General features: G+C 70.6%; 18 protein-coding genes. 15 read left to right on the forward strand and 3 right to left on the reverse strand.

The features are described 5' to 3' along the window. Nucleotides 1-77: 77 nt before the first annotated feature. The gene (locus JEQ17_RS08355; RefSeq protein WP_200394622.1) at nucleotides 78-1,028 is read right to left on the reverse strand and encodes an SDR family NAD(P)-dependent oxidoreductase; all 951 of its coding nucleotides are present in this window, start codon (nucleotides 1,026-1,028) and stop codon (nucleotides 78-80) included. Between the two features lie 249 nt (nucleotides 1,029-1,277). Next, nucleotides 1,278-3,125, reverse strand: a complete 1,848-nt coding sequence (locus tag JEQ17_RS08360; protein ID WP_200394623.1) for an ABC transporter ATP-binding protein — start codon at nucleotides 3,123-3,125, stop codon at nucleotides 1,278-1,280. A 416-nt stretch (nucleotides 3,126-3,541) separates the two neighbouring features. Here JEQ17_RS08360 and JEQ17_RS08365 point away from each other — a divergent pair, with 416 nt between their 5' ends. The 7 genes from JEQ17_RS08365 to JEQ17_RS08395 all read left to right on the forward strand — a co-directional run bounded on the left by JEQ17_RS08365 (nucleotide 3,542) and on the right by JEQ17_RS08395 (nucleotide 8,796). After that, nucleotides 3,542-3,712, forward strand: a complete 171-nt coding sequence (locus JEQ17_RS08365; RefSeq protein ID WP_200402108.1) for a hypothetical protein — start codon at nucleotides 3,542-3,544, stop codon at nucleotides 3,710-3,712. A 191-nt stretch (nucleotides 3,713-3,903) separates the two neighbouring features. After that, a complete protein-coding gene (locus JEQ17_RS08370; RefSeq protein WP_200394624.1) occupies nucleotides 3,904-4,746 on the forward strand; it encodes an SCO2400 family protein in 843 nt (280 codons plus the stop codon). Nucleotides 4,747-4,991: 245 nt separating this feature from the next. Continuing rightward, a complete protein-coding gene (locus JEQ17_RS08375) occupies nucleotides 4,992-5,378 on the forward strand; it encodes a TOBE domain-containing protein (RefSeq protein ID WP_200394625.1) in 387 nt (128 codons plus the stop codon). A gap of 51 nt (nucleotides 5,379-5,429) precedes the next feature. Then, entirely contained in the window at nucleotides 5,430-6,254 is an 825-nt protein-coding gene (modA, locus tag JEQ17_RS08380; RefSeq protein WP_200394626.1) for a molybdate ABC transporter substrate-binding protein, read from the forward strand. Further along, nucleotides 6,251-7,129, forward strand: a complete 879-nt coding sequence (locus tag JEQ17_RS08385; RefSeq protein WP_200394627.1) for an ABC transporter permease — start codon at nucleotides 6,251-6,253, stop codon at nucleotides 7,127-7,129. The genes modA and JEQ17_RS08385 overlap by 4 nt, the downstream gene beginning before the upstream one ends. Next, entirely contained in the window at nucleotides 7,126-8,265 is a 1,140-nt protein-coding gene (locus JEQ17_RS08390; protein WP_200394628.1) for an ABC transporter ATP-binding protein, read from the forward strand. Before JEQ17_RS08385 ends, JEQ17_RS08390 begins: the two co-directional genes overlap by 4 nt. A gap of 111 nt (nucleotides 8,266-8,376) precedes the next feature. Beyond that, nucleotides 8,377-8,796 carry a TOBE domain-containing protein gene (locus JEQ17_RS08395; protein ID WP_200394629.1) on the forward strand — a complete coding sequence of 140 codons (420 nt, stop codon included), beginning with the start codon at nucleotides 8,377-8,379 and terminating at the stop codon, nucleotides 8,794-8,796. Here JEQ17_RS08395 and JEQ17_RS08400 read toward each other — a convergent pair. Further along, complete coding sequence (locus JEQ17_RS08400; protein WP_200394630.1) at nucleotides 8,762-9,964, reverse strand: cytochrome P450 family protein; 1,203 nt, start codon at nucleotides 9,962-9,964, stop codon at nucleotides 8,762-8,764. The genes JEQ17_RS08395 and JEQ17_RS08400 overlap by 35 nt on opposite strands. A 191-nt stretch (nucleotides 9,965-10,155) precedes the next feature. Between JEQ17_RS08400 and JEQ17_RS08405 the strand changes: the two genes are divergently transcribed. The 8 genes from JEQ17_RS08405 (at nucleotide 10,156) to asnB (ending at nucleotide 22,129) form a co-directional block, all read left to right on the forward strand. Beyond that, nucleotides 10,156-10,707, forward strand: a complete 552-nt coding sequence (locus tag JEQ17_RS08405; protein ID WP_200394631.1) for a SigE family RNA polymerase sigma factor — start codon at nucleotides 10,156-10,158, stop codon at nucleotides 10,705-10,707. Then, nucleotides 10,704-12,056, forward strand: coding sequence for an outer membrane protein assembly factor BamB family protein (locus JEQ17_RS08410; RefSeq protein WP_200394632.1), 1,353 nt, complete (start codon nucleotides 10,704-10,706; stop codon nucleotides 12,054-12,056). The genes JEQ17_RS08405 and JEQ17_RS08410 overlap by 4 nt, the downstream gene beginning before the upstream one ends. Before the next feature lie 1,085 nt (nucleotides 12,057-13,141). Further along, entirely contained in the window at nucleotides 13,142-14,620 is a 1,479-nt protein-coding gene (locus JEQ17_RS08415) for a sugar transferase (RefSeq protein ID WP_200394633.1), read from the forward strand. A gap of 73 nt (nucleotides 14,621-14,693) precedes the next feature. Beyond that, nucleotides 14,694-16,010, forward strand: coding sequence for a nucleotide sugar dehydrogenase (locus tag JEQ17_RS08420; protein ID WP_200394634.1), 1,317 nt, complete (start codon nucleotides 14,694-14,696; stop codon nucleotides 16,008-16,010). Then, nucleotides 16,000-17,280, forward strand: a complete 1,281-nt coding sequence (locus tag JEQ17_RS08425; protein ID WP_200394635.1) for a glycosyltransferase family 4 protein — start codon at nucleotides 16,000-16,002, stop codon at nucleotides 17,278-17,280. The genes JEQ17_RS08420 and JEQ17_RS08425 overlap by 11 nt, the downstream gene beginning before the upstream one ends. Continuing rightward, on the forward strand, nucleotides 17,277-18,641 hold the full coding sequence (locus tag JEQ17_RS08430) for a Wzz/FepE/Etk N-terminal domain-containing protein (RefSeq protein ID WP_200394636.1): 1,365 nt from the start codon (nucleotides 17,277-17,279) through the stop codon (nucleotides 18,639-18,641). The genes JEQ17_RS08425 and JEQ17_RS08430 overlap by 4 nt, the downstream gene beginning before the upstream one ends. Then, entirely contained in the window at nucleotides 18,638-20,191 is a 1,554-nt protein-coding gene (locus tag JEQ17_RS08435; RefSeq protein ID WP_200394637.1) for a Wzz/FepE/Etk N-terminal domain-containing protein, read from the forward strand. The genes JEQ17_RS08430 and JEQ17_RS08435 overlap by 4 nt, the downstream gene beginning before the upstream one ends. 3 nt (nucleotides 20,192-20,194) lie before the next feature. Further along, the gene (gene asnB, locus JEQ17_RS08440; protein ID WP_200394638.1) at nucleotides 20,195-22,129 is read left to right on the forward strand and encodes an asparagine synthase (glutamine-hydrolyzing); all 1,935 of its coding nucleotides are present in this window, start codon (nucleotides 20,195-20,197) and stop codon (nucleotides 22,127-22,129) included. Nucleotides 22,130-22,134 lie beyond the last annotated feature (5 nt).

Consider the following 22,134-nt stretch of genomic DNA (forward strand, 5'->3'; position numbering starts at 1 on the left):
CGCCATGTGAGCCAGGCCACTCATCTGAATGCCTCCGGCCACCGGAGCAGGCGGCTACCCAGATATGGGACGCACAGTCACGTGAGCCCGACGGCCGGATCGACACCGGTCAGGTCGCTGCTGGCCTCCCACAATCGTGCCGCGACGGCCCGGTCGGCCAGAGCGTCGCGCACGGGTTCGAGCGCGGGCAGGCCTCGCAGGCCGAACACCCGGGGTCCCCACAGCTGCCCGCCGCTCACGGACGGATCGAGAACGGCCCGTACGGCGGGCCACGCGGCGTGCTCCTTGCCCTGGACGAGCAGACCGGCGGGCAGGCCCCGCAGCCGTTCGCCGGTGGTGCGCCGGTGCACGTCCGCGCGATCGGGAGTCAGGGAGTCCAGCGCGCCGCCGGGGTGGGTCACCACGCTCGACACGGTGCTTCCGGCGGCCCGCAGCCGGCGGTCGAGCTCGAAGCCGAAGAGCATCTGCGCCAGCTTGGAGCGGGAGTAGGTGCGCTTGGGCCGGTAGTCCCGGGTGCTCTGCAGATCGGCGAGGTCCAGCCGCACGGACTTGCCCGTGAAGCTTCCGGTGGTGACGACCCGGGCGGCGGGCGCGGCGGCCAGCAGGGGCGCGAGCCGTCCCGTGAGCGCGAAGTGCCCGAGGTGGTTGATGCCGAACATCCACTCGTTGCCGTCCGCGGTCTCCCGGCGCTCCGGCTCCTCGATCAGGACCCCGGCGTTGTGGACCACCGCGTCCAGGCGGTCCGCCTCCAGCACGTCCACACAATCCCGCAGCGAGGACAGGTCGGCGAGGTCCAGCCTCAGATGGCGTACGCGTGCGTCGGGGACACGGGAGCGGATGGCGACCATGGCCGCTTCGGCCCTGGCCGCGTCACGGCTGCCGAGCACCACCGTGGCGCCGGTGCCGACGAGCTGCTCGGCGACGAAGTACCCGATGCCCGCGTTGCCGCCGGTGACCAGGAAGGTCTTGCCGTCGGCACGCGGGAGCCGGTGAACGGACCACGGCCGGGACTGGACTGCGGACGACATGGCACGCTCCTTGCGCTCGGGACGATCCGGCTGCGGTGGACGGGCCGTGTCTTCACGGCCCGTCCACCACATCCCCAAGATCCCGGCGGTCGCCGACAGATCGCCGACAACTGCCGTCCGGCGCCTACAGACGAGCGACAGGGTCGCCGGCCGTCGAACTCACCTCCGACGACACCCGGTCGCGGGCGCGGACGGCCGGCCACGTGACGCCCGACCGCCCGACCGACTGTCTGCCTGCCCGCCTCACATTCAGAGCAGGTCGGCCCGGGCGGGGCTGCCGTCGAGGGGGTCGTCCACGGGATAGATGGCGTCCTCGTCGAGGAACCCGCCCGACTGGTGCTGCCACAGCTTCGCGTACGCGCCCTCGGAGGCGAGCAGTTCCTGGTGCGTGCCCTGCTCGATGATCCGTCCGCGGTCGAGGACGACGAGTCGGTCCATGGTGGCGACCGTGCTCAGCCGGTGCGCCACCACGAGCGCCGTCCGTCCCTCCATGAGCCGCCACAGCGCCTCCTGCACGAGGATCTCGCTCTCGGAGTCCAGTGCGCTGGTGGCCTCGTCGAGCAGCAGGATCGGGGCGTCACGGAGGATCGCCCTGGCGAGGGCGACCCGCTGGCGCTGTCCGCCGGACAGCTTCACACCGCGCTCGCCCACCATGGTGTCGAAGCCGTCCGGTAACGCGTCGGCGAACTCCGCGACGTGCGCCGCCTCGGCCGCGCGGCGGATCTCGGCGTCGGTGGCGTCCGGGCGGGCGAAAGCGATGTTCTCCCGCAGCGTGCGGTGGAACATCGCCGGGTCCTGCGGCACATACGCGATCAGACCGCGCAGGTCGGCCTGGCGCAGCCTGCTGATGTCCTGGCCCCCGATCAGGATCCGGCCGGCCTCGATGTCCGTCATCCGCAGCAGCAGCCGGGTGAGCGTGGTCTTGCCGCCGCCGGACCGTCCGACGAGGCCGATCTTCGTCCCGCTGGGCACGGCCAGGTCGAGGTCCTCGAAGAGCGGCCGCGCCCCTCCGTGGGCGAAGGTCACCTGCTCGAAGCGGACGTCGGCTGCCCCGGGCAGCGGCGCCGGCGACGCCGGGTCGAGCACGGTCGGCGACGCCAGCAGCAGTTCGGTGAACTGCGCGGCCTCCGTCATCGAGCTCTCCAGGCGGCGGTAGATCTGGTTGAACTCGAACATGATCCGCGTCGCGTTCGTGTAGTACGTGAAGGCGACCACGACCGCCTCCACGCCGAGGCTGCCCCCGCCGAGCGCGACCGCGAGCAACAGGCCCAGCGCGTTGGTGAGTACGGACATCGGCGCGACCAGGGTGTCGATGCGCAGGTTGCCGTAGTCCCACGACCTCAGTGTGAGGCGCCGCGAGGCCGCGACGCGGGAGCGGTGCTCGGCGGCCTCACGTTCCTCGGCCGCGAACGCCCGGACCGTGTCCATGTTCATCAGGCTGTCGGCGACATGGCCCGCCACCCTGGCGATGGCCTCCTCACGCTTGTCGACGAGTGCCTGGCGGCGGCGGATGAGGGGCACCACGAACAGCGCCGTGAGCCCGATCATCGTCAACAGGCCGACGACGAGCAGCGGTTCATAGCGCCACAGCACCACCGACCCGAACACGAGCGGCACCAGGCTGCCCACGACCTGGAACGTCAGTGTGTCGACGAACTCCTCGAAGCGGGACGCGAAGCTCAGCACCCGCTTGGTCAGCGCCCCGGCGAAATTGTCGTGGAAGAACGCCGCGTCCTTGGCGAACAGTTCGTCCATACCGATCACGTACAGCCGCTCGATACCGCGGGCGGCAAGGCGGTTCAGACAGTGCAGGCCGACGCGCCACAGTATTTCCGCGAGCAGCAGGACGCCGGCGAAGCCGAGAACGTACGGCAGTGTCGAGCCGAGGGTGATACCGGCGTCACCGGCGATGCGGCCGACGAGCTTCGCGACGATCAGCGGCGCGATGTAGTTGATGCCGATGTTGCCCAGTGCGGGCAGCAGCATCGCGGGTGCCGTCACCCACCTGAGCCGGGCCAACTCCCGTCCGTAGTATCGAAGTGCAAGGAGCACCGAGCCCTTGCTCCGCGGAACCTCTCGCGATTCGGGCGATTCCATTCCAACCCTGTGGTGTTGTGTGCCAACTGGAACCAAATCGTCCCGCGACGACACCCCCTGAGTCCAAGCGTTTTCTCGGCCGTCGGCCCGCCGTGCACCGGTACGCCCGCACGCGCACGCCGGCACGGACCGAGGTGGCCGCCGCCCGCCGTTGGGCCCGACCGTCGGATCCCGGACCGGTGACGCGTCACGGCCCGGCGCAGAATGTTTTCACCACGGGCACAGAATTGCTTCGCGTTCTCCTCAATTTCGCTTTACCCTCCGCGATTTGTCCGCGATTTGTTCGGCGAACTGCCGACGGGATTACCACGCCGATTCGCCGGGCATAATTGCGTGCGAATCTCGGCCCGGCCGGTTGAATGGGCGTATCGACACCGCTCGTTCAACCGGGTACGACACACAGAAGGACCAGCACTGTGATATCCAGCTCGACCCGAAACGACCATCTGCCGGTCTACGAGAGCCTGGTGCGTGAGCGCGGTGACGTCGTGGAGGAAGCTCGTGCGGTGGCCGAGCAGACGCAGCGCCAGATGACCGAAGCGCTCAACGGACACGAAGGGGTTCAGCCGGAGCACGGCCCCCGGTGAGCCCGCTCCGGCCGGGCAACACACCGCTGTGACCCACAGACCCCCCGGAGAACCCGCGCAGGAGTCTCACACAGACTGCACACAGTCCCTCTAAAGCCTCGTTAGCGTGGCAGGCCGCTCGATCCCACGTACGAACGTGCCCGGGCCGCGGCCCGGAGGGTCGACGGTGCGTCAACCCAGGAAGACCCCAGATGGACTACTGCACCTCCTGCCGCCGGCATCTCAATGGCGCCCTGGTGTGTCCCGGGTGCGGTGCCTACGCCCCGGACATAGCCCCGATCACCGCCGACGGCCGCACCGTCCCGGCCATCTCGACGGGGGCGGGCACAGCGCCCGCGTGGGAAGGCGACCCCTCCGACACGTGGCACGACGGCCGACCGCACGCCGACGCGAGCGGGGCACCGATCACGGCGGCCCTGAGCGAGTACCCCCGGACCGACCCGGGCGACGACCTCGGCCCCGTGCCGTCCGCCCCGCAGGGACGGGCGGCACGGCGTCGCCAGCGGGCCCGCTGGAAGAAGAACCAGCGTCGGGCCGTGGTGGCGACCGCCGTCGCACTCGTCGGAGGCGGCCTGACCGTGTCCGTGATGGACCAGCAGTCCGGCGATCGGGCACAGGCGGCCACGGCACCGGAGTCCACCGGCGCGGACACGGGCATCGCGGACGAACCGTCGACGCCTCGCACCGAGTCGACCAGGACACGGCCCGACACCGGCGCCTCCTCCCCCACGTCCTCCACGCCCGAGCGCCCCAGTCGGCAGCGCACCGCCGCGCCGCCCAGCAGCACGCCCTCGAACCTTCGGCCCGACTCGGCCGCCCCGCCGCGCACGACGACGGAGTCGACCCCTCAGCCGCAGACGACGTCACCGACATCACCCACCGCCGAGGACACGGCCTCCGACCGCAACGAGGCGCAGCCCAGCCAGACGCCCTCGGCCGGCGAGCCGAGTTCGCAGCCGCCGCAGACGACGAGCCCGTCCCCGACCGCGACTTCGCCGTCGCAGATCTGCCTGCTCGTGGTGTGCCTCGGCTGAGGACGTCGACCTCACTGCTTGACCCCTTCACCGTCGTCGCCCCCGCACGTCCCACCCCGCCCGGGAACCTCATGACCCTCGACGGCGGCGGCTGACACCGCTCCGCGGTGCGACGAACCCGCACTCCTCGATCTCCGGGCAGCCGTCTCGTACAAACGCACATTCCAGCCCCGCGAAACGATGATCCGGCTCATGCAATGAGACAGTAGCCTTTCGCCTTGCATTTGCGGCAGTATCATCGGCGCATGCACACCTACCGGATCGGGGACGCCGCCGCCCTGCTCGGTGTCAGCGCCGACACCGTGAGGCGCCTGGTCGACGGTGGGAAGCTCGCCGCCGAACGCGACGGGATGGGCCGCCGGATCATCCCCGGGCCGGTCCTCGCCGCCTACGCCCGGCAGTTGCACCGTACGGAGCGGGAGAACGCCGGCTCCTCGGCCCGCAACCGCCTCTCCGGCATCGTCACGGACGTGATCCTCGGAGACGTGTCCGCGCAGGTGGAGATCCAGGCGGGGCCGTTCCGGGTGGTGTCCCTGGTCAGCCGCGAGTCGGCTGAGGAGTTGAAGCTGGAACCCGGCGTTCCGGCGGTTGCCGTGATCAAGTCGACCAACGTGGTCGTCGAGAGACCGTAGAGGAGTCCCGCGGTGGATTCTTCGTCATGTGACAGAGGGAGTAGTTCCGTGATGACTCGTTCCGCGCGCCGGACCCGCCGGACCATGCAGGTGGCCGGTGCGGGAGCCGCCGCGTTGCTGGCCCTGAGCGCCTGCTCCTCCTCCGGCGACTCGTCGACGGAGTCCGACTCCTCCGCGTCGGCGTCCTCGTCCCCGAAGCTTTCCGGCACGGTCACCGTGTTCGCCGCGGCCTCCCTGAAGGAGAGCTTCACCGCGCTGGGCAAGGAGTTCGAGCAGGAGCACCCCGGCACGAAGGTCACCTTCAGCTTCGGCGGCAGCGACTCCCTCGCCGCGAGCATCACCGGCGGCGCCCCCGCCGATGTGTTCGCCTCCGCCAGCCCCAAGACGATGGCCATCGTCACGGACAAGGGCGACGCGTCGGGGACACCCGCCACCTTCGTCCGCAACCAGCTCGAAATCGCCACCCTGCCCGGCAACCCGGACAAGATCGCCTCCCTCAAGGACCTCACCAGGTCGGGCCTGAAGGTCGTGCTCTGCGACAGGACCGTGCCGTGCGGCGCCGCCGCCCAGAAGGCGCTCGACGCCGCCAAGCTCAAGCTCACCCCGGTCTCGTACGAACAGGACGTCAAGGCGGCCCTGACCAAGGTCGAGCTCAAGGAGGCCGACGCGGCCGTCGTCTACAAGACCGATGTGAGCGCCGCCGGTGACAAGGTGGAGGGCGTGGACTTCCCCGAGTCGGCCGACGCCATCAACGACTACCCGATCGTCCGGCTCAAGGACGCCCCCAACGCCGAGGCGGCCAAGGCGTTCATCGCACTCGTGCAGTCCGCCGACGGCCAGAAGGTCCTGACCGAGGCCGGGTTCCTCAAGCCGTGACCTCCCCGACCGACGCGCCCGACAAGTCCGCCGCCGGGGCCGACACCCTCCGGGGTGGGCCGCGGCGCGGACGCGGGCGCGTCCGGACGGGCCTCGGCCGGGGCGTACCGCTGCCCCTGCTGGTGCCCGCGCTGCTGGGCCTGGCGTTCCTGGTGCTGCCGCTGATCGCCCTGTTGGTCCGCACCCCCTGGCACAGCCTGCCGGACCAGCTGACCAGCCCCGAGGTCTGGCAGGCGCTGAAGCTGTCCCTGCTGTGCGCCACCGCGGCGACCGCCGTGAGCCTGGTGATCGGGGTGCCGCTGGCCTGGCTGCTGGCCCGGGTCGAGTTCCCGGGGCGCGGTCTCGTACGGGCCCTGGTCACGCTGCCGCTCGTGCTGCCCCCGGTGGTGGGCGGTGTGGCACTGCTGATGGCGCTCGGCCGCAACGGCATCGTCGGGCAGTGGCTGGACGCGTGGTTCGGGATCACACTGCCGTTCACCACCACCGGTGTCGTCGTCGCCGAGGCGTTCGTGGCGATGCCGTTCCTGGTCATCAGCGTCGAGGGCACCCTGCGCGCCGCCGACCCCCGCTACGAGGAGGCGGCCGCCACGCTCGGCGCCTCCCGCTTCACCGCCTTCCGCCGCGTCACGCTTCCCTTGATCGCCCCCGGCATCGCGGCGGGCGCCGTCCTGGCCTGGGCACGGGCGCTCGGCGAGTTCGGCGCGACGATCACCTTCGCCGGCAACTTCCCCGGCCGTACGCAGACCATGCCGCTGGCCGTCTACCTGGCCCTGCAGAGCGACCCCGAGGCGGCCATCGCCCTCAGCCTGGTGCTGCTCGCCGTGTCCGTCGCGGTCCTGGCCGGGCTGCGCGATCGCTGGATGACCGCCTCATGACCCACACCGAGAAGACCGAGAAGTCCGACAGGACCGCGAAGTCCGCGAGATCCGCGCAGTCCGCGTACGAGGCCACGGGCGGCCCCGGCCCGACCCCGGCGGGACTCGACGCCCATCTCGTCGTCGACCGCGGCTCGTTCCGGCTCGACGTGGCGCTGACCGCCGCGCCCGGCGACGTCGTCGCGCTGCTGGGTCCCAACGGCGCCGGAAAAACCACCGCGCTGCGTGCCCTGGCCGGTCTGACGCCGCTCACCGGCGGCCGACTGCGCCTGGACGGCGCGGTGTTGGACCGTACGGCGCCCGAGTCACGCCCGGTCGGTGTCGTCTTCCAGGACTACTTGCTCTTCCCGCACCTCACCGCCCTGGACAACGTGGCCTTCGGCCCGCGCTGCCACGGTGCGACCAAGGCGGAGGCCCGCGCCCAGGCCGCCGAGTGGCTGGAGCGGATGGGCCTCGCCGAGCATGCCGGTGCCAAGCCCCGACGCCTCTCAGGCGGTCAGGCCCAGCGCGTCGCCCTCGCCCGCGCCCTCGCCACCAACCCCCGTCTGCTCCTCCTCGACGAGCCCCTCGCGGCCCTCGACGCCCGCACCCGCCTGGAGGTACGGACCCAACTCCGCCGCCATCTGGCCGAGTTCGAGGCCGTCGCCGTACTCGTCACCCACGACCCGCTGGACGCCATGGTCCTGGCCGACCGCCTCGTCGTCATCGAGGAGGGCCGCATCGTCCAGGAGGGCACCCCCGCCGACATCGCACGCCACCCGCGCACGGACTACATCGCGCACCTGGTCGGCCTGAACCTCTACAAGGGCCGGGCCGAAGGACACAGTGTCCAGGTGGAGGGCGGCCCGGCGATCACCACCACGGAGGATCTGACGGGCCCGGTCTTCGTCGCCTTCCCGCCGAGCGCGGTCACCCTCCACCGGGACCGCCCCACCGGATCAAGCGCCCGCAACCTCTGGCAGTGCGAGGTCGCCGGCATGGAGACCCACGGCGACCAGATCCGGGCCGACCTCAGCGGCGAACTCCCCCTGGCCGCCGACCTCACCACCGTCGCCGCCGCCGAACTCGGCCTCCATCCCGGGGCCACGGTCTGGGCGACGGTCAAGGCGGCCCAGACCCACGCGTACCCGGCCTGACGCGGCACGGCACGACATCGCACGGCATCCGTCACCCCACCCGGCTACGGTGAAACCCACAGCCATCCCAAAGTGGGACATATGGCCAAGCAGTCTGTGAGGCATCCCGTCATGAGTCTGAGCATCCGCAACCAGCTCCCCGGCACCGTCACCGCCATCACCCCGGGCGAGGCCATGGCGACCGTCAAGGTGCGTCTCGACGGCGGGCAGGACCTCACCGCGGCGATCACCTCGGAGGCCGTGGAGGAACTCGGTCTCGCCGAGGGTTCCGCCGTACGCGCCCTGGTGAAGTCCACCGAGATCTCGCTCGCCACCGGCTCGGTGGACGGCCTGTCCATCCGCAACCGGCTCCCGGGCACGGTCACCGACATCGCCACCGGCGGCGCCATGGCCTCCGTGAAGGTGAGCGTCGACGGCGGGGACCTGACGTCGGCGATCACGAAGGACGCCGTCACCGATCTCGGTCTGGGGGCCGGTACCGCCGTCATCGCCCTGATCAAGTCGACCGAGGTGTCCCTCGCGACCATGTGAGAGGCAGGGCCGCAAGGCCGCGCATCAATCGTGTGTGCCGCCATTCCAGTTCCTCCGCGGGAACCGCGAGCCGAATGTCGGCGAAGCGGGAAATGACCGCCCGGAGCGCGAGTTCGCCCTCGGCTCGCGCGAGGGGTGCTCCAAGGCATCGGTGGATTCCATGGCCGAAGGCCAGGTGTCCGGTGGCACCGCGGTTGAGATCGAGCTTGTCCGGACCGGGAAATCGGTTCGGGTCGCGGTTGGCGGCGCCGGGAGCGATGAGTACCGGAACGCCTTCGGGGATCTCGGTCCCGCCTAGCGTGAACGCTTCGGTGCTGTAGCGGAACGTGGCGATCCCGACAGGCGAGTCGAAGCGCAGCAACTCGTCCAGCGCGCTTCCGAGAAGCTGCGGCTCGGCCCTCAACCGCGCGAGGGATTGCGGGTGTTGGAGAAGGGCCAGGGCCGCGTTGCCGATGAAGTTGGTGGTGGTCTCGTGGCCGGCCACGAGCAGGAGCACGGCGAGCGAGACGAGTTCGTCCTCGGTCAGCCGGTCCTGGCCGTCGCGTACGGCGATGAGGTCGTCGAGCAGACTCTCGCCGGGCGAGTCGCGCCTGGCGGCGACGAGGTCGGTCATGTAGCCGCCGATGGCATGTGAGGCGGCGTCGGTCCGTCGGGGGTCTCCGGCGGCGAACAGATCGCTCGACCAGGTGCGCACGAGCCGCCGGTCGGACTCGGGGACCCCCAACATCTCGCAGATGACGGTGACGGGCAGCGGGACGGCGAGACTCGCGACCAGGTCCACCGGTCCGCGGTCCGGCCACGCGTCGAGCAACTCGTCGACCAGGCCTGCGATATAGGGACGCAACCGTGCGACGGCCCCGGTGGTGAACGCCTTCGTCACCAGAGCCCGCAGCCGGGCGTGCTGCGGTGGGTCGGTGGCAAGCATGTTCCGGGAAACCGCCGGATGGAGGTCGCGCTGCGACGGCCGGCCGGCGAAGAACCGCACGGTGTTCTTGGAAAGCCGAGGATCCGCGAATGCCTCCCTGGCCTCCGCGTAGCCCGTGACCAGGTAGCTCTCGCGCCCTCCCGAACCGGTGGGCACCTTCCGCACGGGCGCCGCGTCTCGCAGCCGGGCGTAGGTCGCGTACGGATCGGCGAAGAACCGCGGGTCCTGCAACGGGTCGGTCACGCTTGCGGCTCCATTCCCGGGGGTCCTCGGTTCGTCAGTGACGGTACGTGCGATCTTGCCCTGGGCGAAGGTGGAGTGACGGCAGGGGTGCCGGCGGGAGCGACCGCATGTGCGAACACACAATCTCGCTCGCCGAGGGATAGTGACGGGCGGCCCATCGCGTCGTGGTGGTTGCGAGAAGGGGAGGGTCGATGGAGGCCACAAGTCACGACGAGTTCCGGGAGTTCGTAGCGATGCGCTCCACCGCGTTGCTGCAGCTCGCGGTGCTGCTCACCGGCGGGGACCGGCACGCGGCGGAGGATCTGCTGCAGATTGCGCTGATGAAGGCCTACGGGCGCTGGACTCACATCGAGCAGCCCGAGGCGTACGTCCGCCAGATCATGTACCGCCAGCAGGTCAACCGCTGGCGGCTGCGCAGGCACCGCGCCGAGACGACGGTGCCCGTACTGCCCGAGTCCGGCGGCGAAGCCGGCACCGAGGCGGACTCCGAACTGCGGATCGCCCTGTGGGCGGCGCTCGGAAAACTGACGAAACGGCAGCGGGCCGTGGTCGTACTGCGCTATTTCGAGGACCTGCCGGAGGCCGAGGTCGCGGCGCTGCTGAGATGCCCGGTCGGCACGGTGCGCAGTACGGCGTACCGGTCGCTCGCCAAACTCCGGCTGCTCGTACCGGAGCTCGGGCCCGAAAGTCCCGCGGAACAGGTGCAGTCGCTCAGTTACACGCCGAAGGAGGTCCAGGGATGACGACGGAGCAGGTGGAGGAGAAGGTCCGCGAGACACTGCGCGCGGTCGCCCTGGACCGGGTGCGCGCGCCCGGCGACCTGGCCGAAACGGTGGTACGGCGGCGCAGCCGGCGCCGTTTCTCGCAGGCCGCGGGGACGGTGGTGGCCGTCGCCGCGATCACCGTGGGGGCGGTGCTCGGCTTCGGGGGCGGTACGGCCGAGCGGGACCGGCCCGTGCGGCCGGCGGTGTCGCCGGAGGGCTGGAAGCCGTGGCAGAGCGACATCCGGGGCGCCGGCGAGCGGGGCTGCCTGGTGGAGGGTTCCGCGCTGTACTGCAGCGGGTCCAAGTACGACGTCGCGAAGTTCGACGCCAACACCGGTGAGCGGCTGTGGACCGTCAAGGTCAACCGCGAGGGCGACGGGCCCGACCACGCGTTCGCCGCGCGCGACGGCGTGGTCTACGCCTACCGCAACCACACCGCGGACAAGGAGCCGAACGGGGACTACATCGGCGGTACGGATCTGATGGCCGTGGACGCCGACAACGGCAAGGTGCTGTGGACGGCCGAGATGCCGCAGGACGACCGCACCGACCAGGCCGCCATGCTCATCGACGGCGCGGTACTGGCCAACACCCCGTCGCTCCGCACGATGTCGGCCCTCGATCCGCGGACCGGTGAGGAGAAGTGGCGCCACACCTGGGACAAGGGCATCGTGTGTCAACGCACGGTGCTGAGCGGGGTGCCCTATCTCCTGTGCAATCAGGACACCGAGGAGCCGGACGACACCGACATCCTCCGTCTCGATCCCGCCACGGGAAGCGCCGAGAAGGTCGTGACCATGCCCGGCAGGCAGCAGCTCGTCGGAACCACTGGCGATCGGATGGTCCTGATCGCGGCGAAGAACGCGGGCGACAAGGACCTGCGGCTGACCACCCTCAGCGGCTCCGGCAAGCAGACCTCGCACTCCTATCGGGTCGAGGGAGAGCGGGCCAACTCGGACATCGTCGGTGATCTTCTGATCTCCGTGTCCTGGCAGGGCAAGGCCTCGGCCTACTCGCTGACCACGGGAAAGACCCTGTGGACCGTCCCGGTGGGCGTCAAGATGCCCGACAAGGAGACGATGACGGGCCTCACGGCTCCCGTGATGTCGACGGGCCAACGGGTCGTGTACTTCGCCGGCCCGACCGGAGACCTGTCCGGCCTCGACCTGCGCACGGGCGAGCAGGTCTGGCGCGGCCACGCCGACACCGCCGAGCAGAAGCCGGGCACCGCGTTCGGAGACCAGCCCCAACTCCTGCTCTACGAGGATGTCCTGGTCGCCCGAAACGGCAGCAGGATCGTCTCTCTCCTGCCACGGATCGAGAACTGATCTGAAAGGACGTCGGCCGGGGCGCGACCCTGCCCCGGCCGACGCCGCCCCAGGCACCGGGCATTCGCCAAGAGCGCGGAGCCGGCGGCCACTTGCGTCCGCCGCAGGAGCCTGAAACAGGCCCGGCCCGAAATGACAGCGAGCCCGGACCGAGCAAGAACCTGCGAAAGTCCCGTCCGGACGATGCCGTGCTGTCATCCCCGTTACTCCACGCGGCGCGTAGACAACAAAAAGGGCCGGAGTTCGGCGCCGTTTCGGACATCTGCCGGCAATTACTTCAGGCCCCGGGCATGTTCAAGATGCGCCCTCCAATCGCGATCCGCGCATGCCCAATTGGGCATGCGCGCGGCCTTGTGTGCGCCTTACAAGATCTTGTGCACCCGCCGAACCCAACCTTTCACGCCAATTCGGTGCGAAGGACGACAGGCAGCGGGAGTCGATCGCCCGGCCCGCCTCGGGGACCCGCAGGGGCACGCCGTGGTGCACGAACAGCGGCAAGTCGCTGTCGAACCGGGCGCCGCGGAGGGCCCGCCCCAGCTCGTCGATCACCGCCGCCGGCACCGCACAGAGGCAGCGCCCGGGGCCGTCGGGCGAGCTGCTGGACTGCGCGATGGCGCCAGTCACCTGCAGGCGGTCACCGGTAGGCGGATCCAGCCCCATAGCTTGACCACAAATTACACACACCCCCTCTACAGACTGGCAACGATGGTCTAGATTGACCGTGCTTCAGCTGATCGGACACGAGGCGACCAGTAATGATCTATGGGTCCGGCACCACAAAAGGCCAGCAGCCGCGTCCCCCGCGCCACGCGTGGGGATGATCAATTCTTCGAGCCCGTGAGAGGGCTTCGGGTGCGGGGAGCACCCGGGGTTTCCACGGGTTCCCGCACACCTTGAGAGTCCGGCAGGACATACGAGTCCACTGCCGCCAGGGTGAGCTGTCCAAGTAACGCTCAAAGAGCCGTGATGTCATGCGCGGAGAGGCGGGCGCCTCCTGCGGGGAGGGACTGTGCGGGGGGTGGGGCCTCCCGGCGGAGGAACAGTGTTGGGCGATCACGTCGTACCACTGGGAACCGGGGGGTTCTGTGCGGCAGGGGGGAATAGTCGACCCTTTTTCGTCGGCGCGCGGGAGTCTGACGAATGGGGCAATCAGCCGGCCCGCAATCGACTGGGAGCAGCGGTACCGACGTACCGTGATCACCAGCGATACCGTGGCCACCGCTTTCGTGGTGGCCGCGATCGGCAACTTCTTCGGGGCCCGGGACGCGGCCAACTGGCATGAGAAGTGGGGAATTCTCGCATTCGGCACCGAGCTGCTGGTGCTGATAGCGCTGGCGGTGAGCCGTTCGTGGTCTCCGGCCGTGCTCGGCCAGGGCGCCGAGGAATTCCGCCGGCTCGGACGATCGCTGTTCACGGCGACCGTCGTGCTGGCGCTCGGCGGGATCGCACTCACCTCACGCAACATCAAGCTCTGGATCTTCGTCGCGATCCCGGCGATCGCGCTCGTCACCATGACCGCGCGGTATCTGCTCCGCCTGCGGCTGCACAAACAGAGGAAGGAAGGGCGGTGTCTGAGACCGGTGCTCGCTGCCGGGAGCCCGGCCACCGTGCTCGACCTGATCACACGAACCCGCAAGTTCCCGCACATCGGCTGGCGAGTGGACGCGGTGTGCACGACGGACGGTCGCGGGCTCGACGGTGACCACCTGGACGGAGTGCCGGTCGTCGGCCGGCTGACGGACGTCGCCAAGCACGTCCGCCACGACGGCTACCGCGTCGTCGCGGTCACTCCGGACCCGCACTGGTCACCGGACCGGCTGCAGCGGCTGGCCTGGAACCTCGAAGGCAGCGATGCCGAGATGGTCGTGGCCCCCGTGCTGATGGAAGTGGCCGGCCCGCGGCTGCACGTCGACGCGGTGCTCGGGATCCCGCTGCTGCGGGTCAGCATGCCGACCTTCACCGGGGGCCGCCGGGCGATCAAAGGGGTCGTCGACCGGCTGGGCGCAACGATTCTGCTGATGCTGTTCGCACCACTGATGGTGTTCGTCGCACTGCTCGTGATGGTGGACAGTCGCGGTGGGGCGTTCTACCGCCAGCGCAGGGTCGGCAAGAACGGGCGCGAGTTCACCATTCTCAAGTTCCGCACCATGGTCGCCGGGGCGCACGGAGCACGTGCCGAACTGGCCGACCACAACGAGGGCGCGGGTCTGCTGTTCAAGCTCCGCCGGGATCCGCGGGTGACCCGGGTGGGAGCAGTGCTGCGCCGGTACTCGCTCGACGAGCTCCCGCAGCTCTTCAACGTACTCACCGGATCGATGTCGCTCGTCGGTCCGCGGCCTCCGCTGCCGGAGGAGACCGCCGAGTACGGCCCGGACATCCGGCGGCGGCTGCTGGTCAAGCCCGGGCTCACCGGCCTGTGGCAGATCAGCGGACGCAGCGATCTGGCGTGGGAGGAGGCGGTACGCCTCGACCTGCGGTACGTCGAGGACTGGTCGCTGGCCCTGGACACAGTGATCTTGTGGAAGACGCTGCGTGCGGTGCTCCATGGGCAGGGGGCCTATTGATGCGCGGGGGTCGTCGTCCGGCCCGCGCGCGGACTGCAGGCCGTAGGGGCCTGCCTGGGGGGAGGGACAGGTCATGAAGGTCAGCGTTTTCGGGCTCGGCTACGTGGGCTGTGTGTCGGCCGCGTGCCTGGCCAGCATGGGTCACGAGGTCATCGGGGTGGACGTGAACCAGGTGAAGGTCGACCTGGTCAACGGCGGCTCGGCCCCGGTGGTCGAGGAGCGGATCGGCGAGCTCATCGCCGAAGTGGTGCGGACCGGGGCCTTGAGAGCCACCGACGACGTCCGCGAGGCGATCATGGACAGCGAGGTGTCGCTGGTCTGCGTGGGCACGCCGTCGGAGCCCAACGGCAGCCTGTGCACCACGTACTTGGAGCGGGTCACCGAGCAGATCGGTGCCGCGCTGGCCGAGCGGGGCGGGCGGCACACCGTCGTGTTCCGCAGCACCATGCTCCCGGGCACCTGTCTGAACCTGCTGGTACCGATCCTGGAGAAGTACGTCGGCGGCACGGCCGGGGTGGACGTCGGGGTCGCGGTCAACCCGGAGTTCCTGCGCGAGGGCACGAGCGTGCGGGACTTCTTCGACCCGCCCAAGACCGTCATCGGCGAGCTCGACCCGGCGAGCGGCGACGCGGTGGCGGCGCTGTACGAAGGCTTGCCCGGCGAGGTGTTCCGGGTGCCGGTCCCGACGGCCGAGGCGATCAAGTACGCGGACAACGCGTTCCACGGCCTCAAGATCGGCTTCGCGAACGAGCTGGGCGCGGTGTACCAGGCGCTCGGGGTGGACTCGCACCAGGTGATGGATGTCTTCCTGGCCGACCGCAAGCTGAACATCAGCCCCGCCTACCTGCGGCCCGGCTTCGCCTTCGGCGGCTCCTGCCTGCCCAAGGACCTGCGCAGCCTGGTCCACGCGGCGCAGCGGGCCGATGTCTCGGTACCCATCCTCGCCCACGTGCTGCCCTCCAACTCCGACCATCTGCAGCGTGCGGTGGAGCTGGTCGAGCGCACCGGCAAGCGCCGGGTGGGCCTGTTCGGGCTGTCCTTCAAACCCGGCACCGACGACCTCCGCGAGAGCCCGCTCGTCGAGCTGGCGGAGAGACTCTTCGGCAAGGGGTACGACCTGCGGATCTACGACGCCAACGTGAGCCTCTCCCGGCTGATCGGCGCGAACCGCGAGTACATCGAGACCCGGCTGCCGCACCTCGCGCAACTGCTCGCGGAGTCCGTCGACGACGTGCTGGAGCACGCCGAGGTGTGCCTGGTCGGGACCAGGGATCCGGCCGTGCTGTCGGCGCTGCCCCATGGCGACGGCCCGGTGATAGTCGACCTCATCCACCTTCCCGACGCCGACGCGCGCCGGACCGAACCGGGGTACGTGGGCCTTGCTTGGTGACAGATCGTTCGAAGACGCGGCCGGCGCCGACGGGTCCGGCCGTCGCGCGCTGATCCTGGTGGAGAACCTGTCGGTGCCGTTCGACCGGCGGGTGTGGCAGGAGTGCACGACCCTGCGCGACGCGGGCTGGGACGTGCACGTCATCTGTCCCCGGGGGGAGAAGCGGGACACGGAGCCGGAGGCGGTGATCGACGGCGTACGGATCCACCGCTACCCGTTGCGCGCGGCCACCGGAGGCCCGGCCGGCTATCTGCGGGAGTACGGATCGGCGTTGTGGCACACGGCCCGGCTGGCCCGCAAGGTCGGCCCGGTCGACGTGGTCCATGCCTGCAACCCGCCCGACCTGCTGTTCCTGCCGGCGCTGTGGCTGAAGCGGCGCGGCGCGCGGTTCGTCTTCGACCAGCACGACCTGGTACCCGAGCTGTACCTATCCCGGTTCGACCGCGGCCAGGATCTGCTCTACCGCGCCGTGTGCGCGCTGGAACGGCGGACCTACCGGGCCGCGGACATCGTGCTCGCGACGAACGAGAGCTACCGGGACGTCGCGGTGAGCCGTGGCGGCCGGCGGCCCGAGGACGTTTTCGTGGTGCGCAGCGCGCCCCAGACCGACCGGTTCCAACCGGTGCCGCCCGAGCCGGAGTTGAAGCGCGGCAAGCCTCATCTGCTGTGCTACCTCGGTGTCATGGGCCCGCAGGACGGCGTCGACTACGCCTTGCGGGCCCTCGCGAAGCTGCGCGACGAGATCGGGCGGACCGACTGGCACGCGGTGTTCGTCGGCTCCGGCGACGCCTTCGACGCGATGGTGGCACTGTCCCGGCGGCTCGGGCTCTCCGAACAGGTGCAGTTCACCGGGCGCATCCCGGACGCCGACCTGGTGCGCTACCTGTCCACCGCGGACGTGTGCCTCTCCCCCGACCCGCGCAATCCGCTCAACGACGTGTCGACCATGAACAAGGTCCTGGAGTACATGGCGATGGGCCGGCCGATCGTCTCGTTCGATCTCCGGGAGGCGCGCGTCTCCGCCGGTGACGCCGCCGTCTACGCGCCCGACAACGACGAGGCCGCGTTCGCCAAGCTCATCGCGCTGCTCCTCGACGATCCGGAGAAGCGGGCCCGGATGGGCACGATCGGCCAGGAGCGGATCAGCGGGCGGCTTTCCTGGCGGAACTCGCAGGCGTCGCTGCTCGCCGCCTACGCCGCCGCGTGCCGTGACCGCACTCCGGTGTCGGCGAACGACCCGAACAGCACAGGGAAGAGGCAGCGCAGTTGAGCGAAGACACGATCCGCCTGGCCACGATCGGGCGGATTCTCCGTCGGCGGTGGCGGCTTCTCGCCACCCTCGCCGTGGTGGGCGCACTTGTCGGCTACGGCGCCTCGGTGGTGTTCCCGCCGCGGTACACGACGTCGGCATCGGTACTGCTGCCGGGGCAGTGGGAAGAGCGCGAGCTGCTGACTCAGGTGGACATCGCGACCAGTTCGACGGTGATCGACCGCGCGGCCGACGAGCTCGGCTGGCCGGACGTCAGCGGCGCCGAGCTGCGGGATCGAGTGAGCGCCAAGGCCGCCGACGGGAACATCATCAAGATCTCGGGTACGGCCGGCACCCCGGAGCGCGCGCAGCAGCTCTCCGACCAGGTGGCCCGGCAGTTCGTCACCTTCGCCGCGCGGATCGCGGGCGGCACCGACTCCGACGCGGCCACGGCGCCCGAGACGCTGCGGCAGCAGGTGGAGGAGACCAACCGCCGCATCACCGACCTGGCCAAGGCGGCCGATCCGGGGAAGACCGTGGAGAGCGTGCAGGCCCGCACCTCGCTCGAGAAGCTGCGGACCTCGCTGGAGGAGGCCATGACGAAGCTGGACCAGGCCGATCCGGCGAGCAGCCTGGCCGGCATGGTCGTCATGGGTCCCGCGGCCCGGCCGACCGGCGAGGCGCCGCCGACGAGGACGCAGCTCATCGTCGCCGGGGCACTGCTGTTCTTCCTGTTCGCGGTCATCGGTCATCTCGCCGCCGTACGGCTGAATCGCCGGCCGCGCACCGAACCGGAGATCGCCGCGGCCCTCGGCTCGTCGCTGCTCGGCACCGTCGACGTGCCTCATGAACGGCGCGCGCACCGGCCGGAGGACAGCGGTGCACGGGCCTCGATCCGCCGACTCCTCGGCATCGACACCCAGTGGGACCTACCGGCCCCGCTGAGGTCGGTCGACGAGGCCGGCAGGCAGATCCGCTACCGGCGGGTGTGCGCCCGCCTCCGGGACCGACTTCCCTCTCCCCGGAGGCTGTTGGCTGTCGTACCGGACGGCGACGACATCGCCCGCCGGGCCGCCGAGCAGCTCGTCGCCGAGGCCAAGGGCGATCCGCTGCTGCGGGTGGTGGAGGTCTCGGTGGACCGGCCGATGGTGCCGGACCGCGACACCGAGTCCGGTGCCCTGGTCGTACTCAGCGCGGGCAGCTGGACCGCACAGGAGCTCGCCGGCATCGCCGAGGCGTGTGCGGACGGCAGGCACGAGGTCGTCGGCATCGTCGTCGCGGGCACGGTCCGTGCCGTCGAGACAAGGTCTTCCGGCCATCCGCCGGACGGCGACGCTCCCGCACTCGCGGTTCGCGGCCACTCGACGGGAGGTTCAGCGTGACGACGAGCACGACTTCTGAGTCGTCGGCCGCCACTCCGCTCTTCGACCTTCAGGCGCTGGTGGTGGCGGTGCGCAGGCGCCGCCGCCTCTGGTGCGCCATGGCGCTCCTCGGGCTGGTGGCCGGCGGAGCGATGGCGGTCCTGCTGCCACCGCCGCCGAGCGCGGTGACCAAGGTGCTGGTCTCGCACGCGGAGGACCAGCCGAACGACACCGGAACGCTGATCCGCACCGACGTCGCGGTGCTGGGGACCACACGGATCGCCGACCAGGCCCTGCAGGCTCTCAAGTCCCGTGAGAAGCCGGAGGACTTCATGCGGGACTACCGGGGCACCGGCCTGACCAACAACCTGCTGCAGATCGATGTGACAGGTGACAGCGACGCGGAAGCGGTGGCCCGGGCCAAGGCGCTGGCCGATGCGTTCATCGCGGACCATGTGCGACGGATGCGGGAAACCGCGCAGGCCGAGTCCAAGGCACTGCTCGACCAGCGTGACCGCATGCGGGACGAACTCGCCCAGGTCAATGAGGAGATCGGAACCCGAACGCCGGAGAGCGAGCCGACGGCGTCGGCGACCATCGAGACGCTCTTCGCCCGCCGGGCCGAACTCAACTCGCGGATCGCCGATTTCGACCAGCGCGCCGCGGAGGCGCGCACCGGCACGCCCAAGGTCGTCGCCGGCACGCAGATCGTGGACGCACCGCGCGCGGTGCGGCACTCCCTGCCCAGGACCGCCGTCACCAATGCCGCGATCGGGCTCGTCCTCGGGCTCGTCGTCGGGCTCGCCCTTGCCGCGGTCCGCACGGTGGTGGCGGACCGCCCCGTGCTGCGCCGGGACATCGCGGCGAACCTGGGTGCCTCGGTCATCGCCGAACTGCCCCGCCGGTCGGGCAGGCTGTGGCAGCGCCGACGGACCCGGGCGACACGCGAACGGCTCACCGCGCATCTGGCCCGCACCGTGCGCGGCTCCGCGGAACCGGTGTCGCTGCTGGAACTGGGCTGTGCCCGCAGCACGAGCGTGATCGCCCTGGACCTCGCCGGGGCACTGGCGGCGGAGGGGCCGGTGGTCGTCATCGACGGTCTGCCCGGCCCGCAGCTCGCAGGCCGCCGCCAGAAGCCGGGAGCCCCCACCGTGGTCAGCGGCGCGCGTGCCGCGGCGGTGTCGCGTCAGGATCGCCCGATCGGCGTCGGCTCGGTCGCGCCAGGCACCGCGTGGACCGACCTCCAGTACCTCGGCACGCAGACCGTGCTCGTCGTGCGTGCCGGGCACGGCAGCGCCGCATGGCTGCACACCGTGGCGCGGCAGCTCGCGGACCAGCGCATTCCGGTGATCGGTGTGGTGCTGATCGACCCCGATCCGCGTGACCGGACCGACGGGACGCTGTGGGACGGGCTGCACACCGCGCTGCGCGGCCAGAGCGAGCGGTCGGCCCGGCAGAACGGTGGGGGTACCTCCCACGCCGTTCAGGCAGTGGGGGAGGACCTGCGGCGGACGGAGCGGCTGCCGGTGCGGGCCGCCCAGGGCCCGGACAACGACCAGGAGGCGCGGTAGGACATGTGTGGCATCGCAGGCACTTACCGATGGCCGGACGGGAAGGTCGTGACCGACCGGCTCACCGACACCCTCGCCCACCGCGGTCCCGACGGAACGGGCCGGTACGGCCACCCCGTCGGTGACGGCGAAGTACAGCTCGGGCACCGCCGGCTGGCCATCATCGACCTGTCCGAGACCGGCGCCCAGCCGATGGTCTCGGGCGGCCTCGTCCTGACGTACAACGGCGAGCTGTACAACGCGCCCGAGCTGCGTGCCGAGCTGGCGTCCGCCGGGGTGCGCTTCCGCGGCACCTCCGACACGGAGGTGCTGCTTGAGGCCTGGCGGCGCTGGGGCACGGACTGCCTGCCCCGGCTGCGCGGCATGTTCGCGTTCGGGATCTTCGACGAGCGCACCGGTGAACTGGTCCTTGCCCGCGACCAGTTGGGCATCAAGCCGCTGTTCCTGCTCCGGCGCGGCGGGGGCCTGGTGTTCGCCTCCGAGCTCAAGGCGCTCGCCGCCGCCACCGGCGGTTCGCTGCAGGTGGACCATGGGGCGCTGGTGGCCTCACTGCTGTACTACTGGGTGCCGGACTCACGGTGCGCGTTCCGCGAGGCGGAGAAACTGCCGCCGGGAAGCTGGATGAGGTTCCGGCCCGACGGCCGCGTGGAGCACGGCCGGTTCTGGCACCTCAAGGACGTCGCCGCGGAGGGCCGGGAGCGGGCCCTGGCCGGCGAGCAGCCGGACATAGCTGCCGTCGTCGAGGAGTCGACTCGACGCCACCTGCTCTCCGACGTACCCGTGGCGACCTTCCTCTCCGGGGGCCTCGACTCCAGCTACCTGACCGCGCTGGCGGCCCGCGACCGGCCCGGGATCTCCGCCTACACGATCGGGTTCCGCGCCGAGGACGCCAAGTTCGAGGCGATGCCGGACGACCTGCGCTATGCCCGGCAGGTGGCCGAGCGGTTCGGCGTCGACCTGCACGAGATCGAGATCGCTCCGAACGTGCTCGACCTGCTGCCGCGGATGACCTATCACCTGGACGAGCCGATCGGCGACCCCGCCGCGATCAACACGTTCCTGATCTGCGAGGCCGCCCGGGAGGCCGGGGTCAAGGTGATGCTCTCGGGGATGGGCGCCGACGAGCTGTTCGCCGGATACCGCAAGCACCTGGCCAATCTGCTCGCGCTGCGCTACCAGCGCGTCCCGCGGCCCCTGCGGCGCGGCCTGTCCAGGGCCGTGGACCGGCTGCCGGTCGCCACGGCCCGCCGGGGGTACCGGTCGGTGCGCTTCGCGAAGCGGTTCCTGTCCTTCGCCGATCTGCCGGAGGAGACCGCCTTCCGGCGCAGCTACACCATGTACGACCAGCAGGAGCTACTGGCCCTGGTCGACCCGGACCTGGCCGGGACGGTCGACGACGTGCTGACCGAGCACGCGGACATCTACCAGGACAACGACCTCGACGACTTCGTCAACCGTATGTGCCTGGGCGACGCGCGGATGTTCCTGCCGGGCCTGAACCTCGCCTACACCGACCGCTCCAGCATGGCCGCGTCGACCGAGGTGCGGGTGCCGTACGTGGATGTCGAGGTGGTCAAGGCGGCGTTCGCCGTGCCCGGCGACCGCAAGATCGTCGGACGGCAGGGCAAGGCCGTCCTCAAGGAGGCGGCCACCTCGATCCTGCCCCGGGAGATCGTGTACCGGCCCAAGGGCCTGTTCAGCGCCCCGCTGCGCGCCTGGATGAGCCGGGATCTGGCACCGCTGGTGCGCGAGGTGGTCAACGACGGTGTGCTCGTCAACTCCGGACTCCTGCGCCGTGACGCGCTGGCGCGCATGGTCGCCGAGGACGCCGCCGGGCAGCGGGACTTCTCCAAGCATCTGTGGCATGTGCTGACGCTCGAGTACTGGTATCGCGACGCGACCTCCGGCTCCGGACAGAGCAATCGCTCGGCGGCGTAAAGACG

Source organism: Streptomyces liliifuscus, from assembly GCF_016598615.1.
GTDB lineage: Bacteria > Actinomycetota > Actinomycetes > Streptomycetales > Streptomycetaceae > Streptomyces > Streptomyces liliifuscus.

Bases quoted from the DNA above. Each gene is read 5' to 3' on its own strand.
- JEQ17_RS08395 (WP_200394629.1), top strand. From the start codon at position 8,377: ATGAGTCTGAGCATCCGCAACCAGCTCCCCGGCACCGTCACCGCCATC.
- JEQ17_RS08360 (WP_200394623.1), bottom strand. From the start codon at position 3,125: ATGGAATCGCCCGAATCGCGAGAGGTTCCGCGGAGCAAGGGCTCGGTG.
- JEQ17_RS08375 (WP_200394625.1), top strand. From the start codon at position 4,992: ATGCACACCTACCGGATCGGGGACGCCGCCGCCCTGCTCGGTGTCAGC.
- asnB (WP_200394638.1), top strand. From the start codon at position 20,195: ATGTGTGGCATCGCAGGCACTTACCGATGGCCGGACGGGAAGGTCGTG.
- JEQ17_RS08405 (WP_200394631.1), top strand. From the start codon at position 10,156: ATGGAGGCCACAAGTCACGACGAGTTCCGGGAGTTCGTAGCGATGCGC.
- JEQ17_RS08410 (WP_200394632.1), top strand. From the start codon at position 10,704: ATGACGACGGAGCAGGTGGAGGAGAAGGTCCGCGAGACACTGCGCGCG.
- JEQ17_RS08355 (WP_200394622.1), bottom strand. From the start codon at position 1,028: ATGTCGTCCGCAGTCCAGTCCCGGCCGTGGTCCGTTCACCGGCTCCCG.
- JEQ17_RS08420 (WP_200394634.1), top strand. From the start codon at position 14,694: ATGAAGGTCAGCGTTTTCGGGCTCGGCTACGTGGGCTGTGTGTCGGCC.
- JEQ17_RS08390 (WP_200394628.1), top strand. From the start codon at position 7,126: ATGACCCACACCGAGAAGACCGAGAAGTCCGACAGGACCGCGAAGTCC.
- JEQ17_RS08370 (WP_200394624.1), top strand. From the start codon at position 3,904: ATGGACTACTGCACCTCCTGCCGCCGGCATCTCAATGGCGCCCTGGTG.
- modA (WP_200394626.1), top strand. From the start codon at position 5,430: ATGACTCGTTCCGCGCGCCGGACCCGCCGGACCATGCAGGTGGCCGGT.